Here is an 8,967-nt window from a genome sequence, read left to right as displayed (position 1 = left end):
TGTGCGGGGGGTTGGTTTTTTTTAAAGGGAGGGTGTTGTGGGTCGGCTTGGCCGTCGACGTCCTGCTGCTGCCCGGGGTGCCGCGCCCCTCGAACGCCCTCGACCTGGCACTGGGCCTGGTGGGCGCGCTGGCGGTCGCCGGGAGCCGCCGCCGGCCCACGGCGGCGCTGCTGCTGTGCACCGGCTGCATGCTGGCGTACGCGCTGCGGGTGCACCCCGGCCCCTCGGCGGCGTTCCCCGTGCTGGTCGCGGTCCACATGGCGGTCAGGTCGGGCGGGAAGCGGCTGCCGGTGCAGCTGTCGGCCCTGGCGTTCCTCACCGGCTACCTCGCCTCCGGGCAGCCCGCGCCGACCTCGGCGCAGTCCACCGCGCTGCTGCTCGGCTGGTTCCTGGCCTCGGTCGCCATGGCCGTGGTGGGCCGGCACCGCCGGGCCTACCTGGAGCAGCTGGAGCGGCGGGCGCTGGACGCCGAACGCACCCGCGAGGAGGCGGCGTTGCGCCGGGCCGGCGAGGAGCGGCTGCGGATCGCCCGGGAGCTGCACGACTCGCTCACCCACAGCATCTCGATCATCAAGCTGCAGGCCGGGGTCGCCGTCCACCTGGCCCGCAAGCGCGGCGAGGAGGTGCCCGCCGCGCTGCTGGCGATCCAGGAGGCGAGCGGGGAGGCGATGCGGGAGCTGCGCGCGACCCTGGAGGTGCTGCGCGGCACCGGCGGCGGCCACGGCCTGGACCGGATCGAGGACCTGGTGGAGCGCTCGCGCACGGCCGGACTGCCCACCAGCGTCACGGTCGGCGGACGGGAACGGCCGCTGGCCGACGGGGTCGACCGGGCCGCCTACCGGATCGTGCAGGAGGCGCTCACCAACGTCACCCGGCACGCCGGTCCCGAGCCCCGGGCCACCGTCCGCATCGAGTACGGCGACCGGGAACTGGTCGTCCAGATCGACGACGACGGCACCGCGGCCCCCGGGGACGGCCCGGTGCCCGGGGTCGGGCTGACCGGGATGCGGGAGCGGGTGACCGCGCTCGGCGGGCGGCTGCACGCCGGGCCGCGGCCCGAGGGCGGCTTCTGCGTGCGCGCCGAACTCCCCCTGGACGCACTGCCGGCGGCCGACGGCAGGACGGCGCCCGGGGCGGCCGGGGCGCCGCTGGAGGAGGTGTCGTGATCCGCGTGCTGATCGTCGACGACCAGGCGCTGATGCGGGCCGGGTTCCGCGCCCTCCTCGACGCCGAGGACGGCATCGAGGTGGTGGCCGAGGCGGGCGACGGTCAGCAGGGCGTCGAACTCGCCCGGCGGCACGTGCCCGACGTGGTGCTCCTCGACGTCCAGATGCCCGTGCTCGACGGGATCGGCGCGACCCGGCTGATCGCCGCCGATCCGCGGCTGGCGGGCGTCCACGTGGTCATCCTGACCAACTACGGCCTGGACGAGTACGTCTTCGACGCGCTGCGCGCCGGCGCCAGCGGATTCCTGCTGAAGGACACCGAACCCGCCGACCTCGTCCAGGCCATCCACGTCGCCGAGCGCGGCGACGCCCTGCTCTCCCCCGCCATCACGCGCAGGCTGATCGGCGAGTTCGTCGCGCGGCCGCCCGACGCCACGCACGCGGCCGGCCTGGAGGCGCTGACCAACCGGGAGCGCGAGGTGCTCGCGCTCGTCGCCCGCGGGCTCAGCAACGACGAGGTCGCCGGGCGGATGGTCATCAGCCCGCTCACCGCCAAGACCCACGTCAGCCGGGCGATGACCAAGCTGGGCGCCCGCGACCGCGCCCAACTGGTCGTCTACGCCTACGAGTCGGGGCTGATCACACCGAAGGGTTCGCCGCCGCGACCGTCGTGGCCAGCCCCAGCGCCTCCCGCGCCCTGACGGCCTCCGCGTGGCCGCTGTGCGAGTCCGCGGCCTCGTAGTGCTCGTAGTAGGCGTCCGCGTCCTTCGCCGCGGCGGCCTTCGCCCAGTGCGTGCGTGCCTTCCCGGCCTCCGCCACGAGCGCGGCGACCGGTTGCTCGGCGCCGGCCGGCCAGTCGTGGGCGTCCAGCGCCCGGGCCTCGGCGGCGAGGGCGACCGAGACCTCGCCGGCCCAGGTGCGGTAGCCCTCGAGGTCGTCCTCGACGTACTCCTCCTCCGGCCCCTTCGCCATGGCCTCGTTGAGGACGTTGGCGGCCTTCAGATAGGCGACCTGGTGCGCGTCGAGCGTGCTCGCGTCCTGCCGCATGGAGCCCTTGAGCGCGCCCTTCTCCTTGCCGAACATGCAGGTCACCTCACGGTCCCCGAGCTTCCAGGTCTCCCGGTCCGGGGCGTAGTAGTACACCCTGACGTCCGCCGGCACCGCCCAGCTGTCCATGGCGTAGGCGTCGGAGAGCCGTTGGCAGCGGTCCTCCACGAGGTCCCTGAGCTCCGTGTCGCCCGGGTAGCCCTGGGGCCCGGGCAGCCGGAAGGTCCCGACCACCTCGCCGGCGTGCCCCTGTGCGCAGGACACGGTGTCCATGTCGGCGGTCGGGGCCTCCAGGTCGCCGCCGGGGGTGTCGAAGCAGTCGCCCCGGCGCAGCGAGAAGGCGCCGTCGTCCCGCGCCCCTTCCCTGACGCCCTCCTTGAAGCTCTTGACGAACGCGGCGGCCCCGCCGGCGAGCACCAGGGCGCACAGCAGCGTGCCGACGGCCGACAGCACCAGGCCGGTGACGGCCATGCCCTTGCCGCGCGCGCCCGTCCGTTTGATCTGCACCAGCGCGATCGTCCCCAGCACGACGCCGACCACCGGCAGCATGCACAGCAGCCCGGTCACCAGCGCGGCGACGGCGAGCCCGTTCAGCGGCGCCCGCTGCGCCGCGGGCGGGAGCGCCGGCTGGAGGGGGTAGGACGGATACGGCGGAGGCTGCACGGAACGGCTCCTCACGGGCGGGTGGCGTGGCGAACGGCCGCGCGAATATATCCCGGCCTCCGCGACCCTCTGTCGGCGGCCACCGTTAGGGTTCTGCCAGCCGGGCGCAGACACCCGAGGGGGAGCCACGATGTCCGCCGAAGCGGCCGAACAGGCCTGGGACCGCATCGACTTCTGGCTGGGCGCCCACGCCCCGGCGACGTTCGCCATGCTCCACCCGCCGGCGCCGCAGGAGGAGATCGCCGCGGTGCAGCGGCGCATGGGCGTCACCTTCCCGCCGGACCTGGTGGCCACGCTGCGCCGGCACGACGGGGCGGACGAGGACTTCCTCCTGCCGACGCACGACGGCCTGCTGGGCACCCACGGATGCGAGGAGCGGTCCGGTTTCCTGCGCGGCATGCTGGCCGAGGTCCTCGACGAGGACGATGACGAGGAGGGGAACGACGGCGCCTACTGGCACCACCGCTTCGTGCAGTTCGCCTCCTACACCATCACCGCGGACGGCCTGACCGTGGACTGCCGCCCCGGCGCGTCCTTCGGCGCGGTCGGCCGCTTCTTCGACGGGTCCGGCACCGACTTCGGCCACGCCCCGTCGCTGGGCGCGTACCTGGGCGACGTCGCCGACAGCCTGGAGCGCGGGCTGCCCTTCCAGGGCGGCCGGACCTGGCCCGTCGTCAGCGACGGCGTCCTGGAGTGGGACGACTCCGAGCGCGCCCACCCCGCGTGGGGCGATCCCTCGGAGCCGCTGCCCTCCCCCGACGACGACTCGCTGCCGCCGCTGCCGCCGCGCGGCTCCGAGGAGCCGCTGCGCGCCGTCCACGTGCGCAAACTGGGCGGTCTCGGCGCACTCGTGGCCACGCTCCCCCGCGCCACGGTCGCCACCGCCGCGGCCCGGCAGATGCGCCGGCTGGCCGAAGAGTCCGGCCTGGCAAGGTACCCCGAGGTCGCCGCGGCCCTGGACACCCTCGACGGCGGCCGCGCCGTCGGACTCACCGGCACCGGTCCGCTCGGGCTCAGGCTGCGCCAGGTCCGCCGTGAGGCGTCCGCCCACCACGACGGCGTCCGCACACAGGCCGTGATGTGCCTCGTACTGCTGCTCACCGACCTGCCCCACCGGGCGCTGGTGAGGACCGCCGACGTCCGCTCCCGGATCTCCCCCGGCTGGCGCGCCGCGCTCCACGCCGACCTCGGCTCCCCTGCGCTGCCGCCGGAGCCGGAGGCCGCCTTCTGGACGGCGCTGGACAACCCCGCGATCGACGCGGGCCGTCAGGGGGCGGGCGCATGACGACACGACGGACGGTACTGGCCGCGGGTGCGGCGGTGCTCGCGGCCGGGTGCGGCTCGCGGCGTCCGCAGGCGGAGCGGCACGAGGCCGCGCAAGGCCCGGTACGGACGGACACCGCCCCGCTGGAGCGGCGTTTCCCGCTGCTGGGTCGGCTCCACGGCGCCCACTGGCTGGGGTACGACCTGGTCGCGGGCGACGACGGCAGGTCGGTCCCCGGTCCTTCGGACGTGCGGGTGGTCGGCGTCGCCGCCCTCACGGACGGCCGGGTCGCCGCGCTCACCGCCCACCGCGACTTCCGCCCGGCGAGCCTGCCCGTGCTCCCGGGCCGGCTGGCCGGCTTCCTCCCGGCGGACGCACGGTGGCTGCGGAGCGGGTCCTTCGACGCCGAGATCACCGCGGACGCCTACAGCGGCTCGTTCCTGCTCTCGCAGGCCCGGGGCCTGGTCTGCTTCGACAGCGTCAACCCGGTGGCCGCCGCCCCGTCCCCGTAGACCGGGGCGGGGCGGCTCAGGACGTGCAGAGCGTCTGCTCCAGCACCTCGTTGACGGCCTTGGCCTGTTCCTCGGTGAGCTGGTGCCCGGCACTGCCGAAGCGCGACTGCGCGGCGGCCACCGCGTTGCCGCCGCCGGTGATGGTGGCGCACTGCTGACGCGCGTTGGCAACGGCCTTGTCCGCGTCGGCGGCCAGGGCCGGGTCGACGGCCTTGAGCGCGGCGAGCAGCGCCGCGCGCCGGACCCCGGTCGGCTCCTCGGGGATGCCCTCGCCGATGTCCGGCACCTTCGAACCGGACGCCGCGACGGACGGCGTGCCACCGGCGTCGGGCTTGCTGCCGGAGTCGTCGGTGCCGGAGCTGCAGGCGGGGACCGCTACGAGCACGGCCGCGAGGAGCACTCCGGTGCTGAGGCGTGTACGCATGCCCGCCATGGTGGCGTGCGGCACCCGCCGGCACCCCCCGGTGCGCGGTTTCCGTCGCCGTGCTGTGACCTGCGGGAGGCCGGTCAGCCGCCCGTCACCTTGCGCAGCAGCCGCCGCACCCGCGACGGCGCGGGGGCGGCCTCCCCGTCGAGGGCGCGCTGGAGCTGGGCGAAGTGGTCGGCTCGGGTCTCCGAGAGGTACGGGTCCTTCAGCAGCGGCTTGGCGATCTTCCAGGCGCGCTGGTGGTCACCCGCGTAGTGGCACACGTACGCCTTGGCCAGCTCCAGGACCTGCTTGAAGGGGACCCGTCCGGTGTGGTCGACGTCGACCTGGTCCTGCACCGCGGTGATCAGGGCCAGCTTCTCGTCCACCGTGTAGTCGTCCTTGGCGATGCGTTCCAGCAGCTCGGCCGGGACCGGCCGGACGACCTCGAAGGCGAGGGTGGAACGGATCGGCGCACCGGCGATCTCGACGTACGGGAGCAGGGCGCCGGTGCTGTGGTGCAGCCACGGCAGGCGGGGGCTCGCGAAGTCCTGGTGCAGCACGACCGCACCGGGCTCCAGGCGCGGGAGGAATCGTTCCGCCACGCACCGGAACACCCGCGCCGTCTTGGCGATGTCGACGTGCAGGAACTCGATGGGGCTCTTGTCCTCCGGGTCGGAGGTGGTCCATATGTCGCCGGCGTGGACCTCGATGAACCCCATGAACGGGGCCAGCGCCGCCTCGAAGTCCTCCCGGAAGGAGCTGTCGCCCTCCGGCGCCTTGCCCGCCTTGAAGAACCGCTGCGTGGCGAAGGTGCCCTTGCCCACGCGGAAGAAGTCGAAGGCGTGCAGCCGGCCCTTCTGCTCGTCGAACGCGGGGTTCTCCCGCAGCCCCTTGGCGATGGCGTAGGTGGAGCCGCCGCCGCCCGAGCCCAGCTCGACGAGGGCGCCGGTGCCGTTCACGTGGTGACGCGCCACCAGGTAGAGGAACTTCTGCTCCCAGACGCTCATCTGGGCGTACGGGATCTCCTCCGGGAGTACCACGTCGTCGAACATCGAGTAGAGCCTGCCGAGGGACGCCATCGTTTCCTCACATCTCAAAGCCGGGATGCGCCGATTCCACCCCGCGTCCCACACATCCCAAAAGGACCCGCACACACTGTGCATCCCCGCGACCGAAACGATTCACCATCCGGCGGCCTCCCGTACATCCACTGACCATCGCCTGGCATGTACGCACGAAACAACGAAGGGCCGGACCCCGAGGGGCCCGGCCCGTGGCGCGGGGGGAACGACCGGTCAGACGTTGAAGCGGAACTCCACGACGTCGCCGTCCTGCATGACGTAGTCCTTGCCCTCCATGCGGGCCTTGCCCTTGGCGCGGGCCTCGGGGATCGAGCCGGCCTCCACCAGGTCGCCGAAGGAGACGATCTCCGCCTTGATGAAGCCCTTCTGGAAGTCGGTGTGGATCACACCGGCGGCCTCGGGGGCGGTGGCGCCCTTCTTGATCGTCCAGGCGCGGGCCTCCTTGGGGCCCGCGGTCAGGTACGTCTGCAGGCCGAGGGTGTCGAAGCCGACCCGGGCGAGGGTGGCCAGGCCCGGCTCCTCCTGGCCCATGGACTGCAGCAGTTCCAGGGCCTCGTCGTCCTCGAGCTCGATGAGCTCGGACTCGATCTTGGCGTTGAGGAAGATCGCCTCGGCCGGGGCGACCAGGGCGCGCTGCTCGGCCTTGAAGGCCTCGTCGGTCAGCTCGTCCTCGTCGACGTTGAAGACGTACAGGAAGGGCTTGGTGGTCATCAGGTGCAGCTCGTGCAGCAGCCGGCCCTTCTCCGTGCCGGCGGTGATGCCGGCGGAGAACAGGGTGCGGCCGTCCTCGAGGATCTGCTGGGCCTCCTGGACGGCGGCGAGCACCGGCGCCTTCTCCTTCTGGAGGCGGACCTCCTTGGTCAGCCGCGGCACGACCTTCTCGATGGTCTGCAGGTCGGCGAGGATCAGCTCGGTGTTGATCGTCTCGATGTCGTCCTTGGGGGACACCTTGCCGTCGACGTGGACCACGTCCGGGTCGACGAAGGCCCGGATGACCTGGCAGATCGCGTCGGACTCGCGGATGTTCGCGAGGAACTTGTTGCCCAGGCCCGCGCCCTCGCTGGCGCCGCGGACGATGCCGGCGATGTCCACGAAGTCCACGGTCGCCGGGAGCTTGCGCTGCGAGGCGAAGATCTCGGCGAGCTTGTCCAGACGGGGGTCGGGGACACCGACGACGCCCACGTTGGGCTCGATCGTGGCGAACGGGTAGTTGGCCGCCAGCACGTCGTTCTTGGTCAGGGCGTTGAACAGGGTCGACTTGCCGACGTTCGGCAGGCCGACGATTCCGATCGTGAGCGACACGTGACGACTTCCCGTAGCGAGAGGTGGGTGGAATGGGCCGCCACGCCCGGGCGGGCGACCGGCGGACCGATCCACCAGTCTACGGAACGCACCGGCCCCGGGACGGGCCGCGCCCCCAGTGGCCCCCTGTCGCGGTGAAAAGTCGTGTCCTGCCCCTGTTTCCCCCCTCCTCGGCGCCTACGTTGGGTGCGTGGAGCAACACAGTGCGCGCACACCCCACAAGAACAGCGGTGCACCCACCGCCGCCTCCCCGCTGCCGCGGCCGGTCCGCCCGCAGCGTCGCCCGCAGGGCGCGACCGCCGTCCGGGGCGGTCTGCCCCGGGGGCCGCTGCTGCTGCGGGTGGCCCGGCTGCGCCGGACGGAGCCCCGGCTGACCGGACTGGGCACGGGCGTCTTCATCACGCTGACCGCGCTCGCCGGCGGCGCCGCGGACTCGCTGATCACGGGCGAGCCCGGCACCCTCTTCGGGGTCGTCTTCCTGCTGGCCTGCCTCGCCGCCGGGGCGTTCGTACGGCCGTACGACCTGTCGGCGGCGCCGGTCAGCGCGCCCATCGCCTTCACCATCGCGCTGGCCGTGACGGCCGGCGGCGACGGCGGGGGCTTCACGGGCCACCTGATGGGCCTGCTGACCGGCCTCGCCACCCAGACGGGCTGGTTGTACGGGGGCACGGTCGGTGCCGCGGTGATCGCGGCCGGGCGGAAGGTGGCCTATGTGATGCGCGAACGGCGCCGCTGAGCGCCGCCCTCCACCGGCCGCCTCCCGCCGGCCGCCGCGGTCAGGAGCGGACGGCGGCCGCCGCCATGCCCGCGCCGACGATGCCCGCGTTGTTCTGCAGCGCGGCCGGCACGATCTCGGCCCTGATGCCGGTCAGGAGCGGCAGGAACCTGTCGGCCTTGCGGCTGACCCCGCCGCCGAGGATGAACAGCTCGGGCGAGAAGAGCATCTCGACGTGGGTGAGGTACTTGTGCAGGCGCTTCGCCCAGTGCTCCCAGGTGAGGCCCTCGTCGTCCTTGGCCTTGGTGGAGGCCTTCGTCTCGGCGTCGTGGCCGTGCAGTTCCAGGTGACCCAGTTCGGTGTTGGGCAGCAGGTTGCCGTCGACGAAGACGGCGCTGCCGATGCCGGTGCCGAGGGTGAGCACGATGACCGTGCCCTTGCGGCCACGGCCCGCCCCGTACTCCATCTCGGCCATGCCCGCGGCGTCCGCGTCGTTGAGCAGGGTCACCGCGCAGCCGACCTTCTGGGACAGGAGCCCGGCGGCGTCCATGTCGATCCAGCCCTTGTCGACGTTCGCCGCCGTGCGCGTCATGCCGTGCGTGACCACTCCGGGGAAGGTGGCCCCGACGGGGCCCGTCCACCCGAAGTGGTCGACGACCTGCTTCACGCACTCCGCGACGGCGTCGGGGGTCGCGGGATGGGGAGTGAGCACTTTGAAGCGCTCCTCCGCCACGTCACCACGCCCGAGATCGACCGGGGCACCCTTGATGCCCGATCCGCCGATGTCCACACCGAAAACGCTCATGC

The 8,967-nt window shown here is 73.3% G+C and carries 10 protein-coding genes; 5 read left to right on the top strand and 5 right to left on the bottom strand.

The genetic code is table 11. The features are described from left to right. Window positions 1-47 precede the first annotated feature (47 nt). Together PV350_RS11535 and PV350_RS11530 are read left to right on the top strand one after the other, a co-directional pair. Window positions 48-1,166 carry a sensor histidine kinase gene (locus tag PV350_RS11535; RefSeq protein ID WP_500333568.1) on the top strand — a complete coding sequence of 373 codons (1,119 nt, stop codon included), beginning with the start codon at window positions 48-50 and terminating at the stop codon, window positions 1,164-1,166. Further along, on the top strand, window positions 1,163-1,867 hold the full coding sequence (locus PV350_RS11530; protein ID WP_499513735.1) for a response regulator: 705 nt from the start codon (window positions 1,163-1,165) through the stop codon (window positions 1,865-1,867). The genes PV350_RS11535 and PV350_RS11530 overlap by 4 nt, the downstream gene beginning before the upstream one ends. Here the strand turns inward: PV350_RS11530 and PV350_RS11525 are convergent. Further along, complete coding sequence (locus PV350_RS11525) at window positions 1,806-2,876, bottom strand: DUF4190 domain-containing protein (RefSeq protein WP_499513734.1); 1,071 nt, start codon at window positions 2,874-2,876, stop codon at window positions 1,806-1,808. The genes PV350_RS11530 and PV350_RS11525 overlap by 62 nt on opposite strands. A gap of 130 nt (window positions 2,877-3,006) precedes the next feature. Between PV350_RS11525 and PV350_RS11520 the strand changes: the two genes are divergently transcribed. Together PV350_RS11520 and PV350_RS11515 are read left to right on the top strand one after the other, a co-directional pair. Then, complete coding sequence (locus PV350_RS11520; protein ID WP_499513733.1) at window positions 3,007-4,161, top strand: SMI1/KNR4 family protein; 1,155 nt, start codon at window positions 3,007-3,009, stop codon at window positions 4,159-4,161. Beyond that, entirely contained in the window at window positions 4,158-4,652 is a 495-nt protein-coding gene (locus PV350_RS11515) for a hypothetical protein (RefSeq protein ID WP_499513732.1), read from the top strand. Before PV350_RS11520 ends, PV350_RS11515 begins: the two co-directional genes overlap by 4 nt. Before the next feature lie 16 nt (window positions 4,653-4,668). Here the strand turns inward: PV350_RS11515 and PV350_RS11510 are convergent, their stop codons facing one another. The 3 genes from PV350_RS11510 to ychF all read right to left on the bottom strand — a co-directional run bounded on the left by PV350_RS11510 (window position 4,669) and on the right by ychF (window position 7,445). Further along, window positions 4,669-5,076: a hypothetical protein gene (locus tag PV350_RS11510; RefSeq protein WP_499513731.1), complete on the bottom strand. Its 408-nt coding sequence runs from the start codon at window positions 5,074-5,076 to the stop codon at window positions 4,669-4,671. An 83-nt stretch (window positions 5,077-5,159) separates the two neighbouring features. Further along, a complete protein-coding gene (locus PV350_RS11505) occupies window positions 5,160-6,140 on the bottom strand; it encodes a class I SAM-dependent methyltransferase (protein ID WP_499513730.1) in 981 nt (326 codons plus the stop codon). Between the two features lie 216 nt (window positions 6,141-6,356). Continuing rightward, window positions 6,357-7,445 (bottom strand): redox-regulated ATPase YchF, encoded by a 1,089-nt coding sequence (ychF, locus tag PV350_RS11500; protein ID WP_499513729.1) that lies wholly within the window; start codon window positions 7,443-7,445, stop codon window positions 6,357-6,359. Window positions 7,446-7,635: 190 nt separating this feature from the next. Between ychF and PV350_RS11495 the strand changes: the two genes are divergently transcribed. Beyond that, entirely contained in the window at window positions 7,636-8,181 is a 546-nt protein-coding gene (locus PV350_RS11495; RefSeq protein WP_499513728.1) for a DUF6542 domain-containing protein, read from the top strand. Between the two features lie 40 nt (window positions 8,182-8,221). Here PV350_RS11495 and ppgK read toward each other — a convergent pair whose 3' ends face one another. Beyond that, window positions 8,222-8,965 carry a polyphosphate--glucose phosphotransferase gene (gene ppgK, locus PV350_RS11490; protein WP_499513727.1) on the bottom strand — a complete coding sequence of 248 codons (744 nt, stop codon included), beginning with the start codon at window positions 8,963-8,965 and terminating at the stop codon, window positions 8,222-8,224. Window positions 8,966-8,967: the final 2 nt, after the last annotated feature.

This window comes from Streptomyces sp. PA03-6a, from assembly GCF_033792765.1.
In the GTDB taxonomy this organism is placed as follows: Bacteria; Actinomycetota; Actinomycetes; order Streptomycetales; family Streptomycetaceae; genus Actinacidiphila.
The sequence above is the reverse complement of the archived record's forward strand: the minus strand, read 5'-3'. Positions and strand labels throughout refer to the sequence as shown.

Coding starts and splice junctions, on each gene's coding strand:
- PV350_RS11520 (WP_499513733.1), top strand. CDS start 3,007: ATGTCCGCCGAAGCGGCCGAACAGGCCTGGGACCGCATCGACTTCTGG.
- PV350_RS11515 (WP_499513732.1), top strand. CDS start 4,158: ATGACGACACGACGGACGGTACTGGCCGCGGGTGCGGCGGTGCTCGCG.
- PV350_RS11510 (WP_499513731.1), bottom strand. CDS start 5,076: ATGCGTACACGCCTCAGCACCGGAGTGCTCCTCGCGGCCGTGCTCGTA.
- PV350_RS11505 (WP_499513730.1), bottom strand. CDS start 6,140: ATGGCGTCCCTCGGCAGGCTCTACTCGATGTTCGACGACGTGGTACTC.
- ppgK (WP_499513727.1), bottom strand. CDS start 8,965: ATGAGCGTTTTCGGTGTGGACATCGGCGGATCGGGCATCAAGGGTGCC.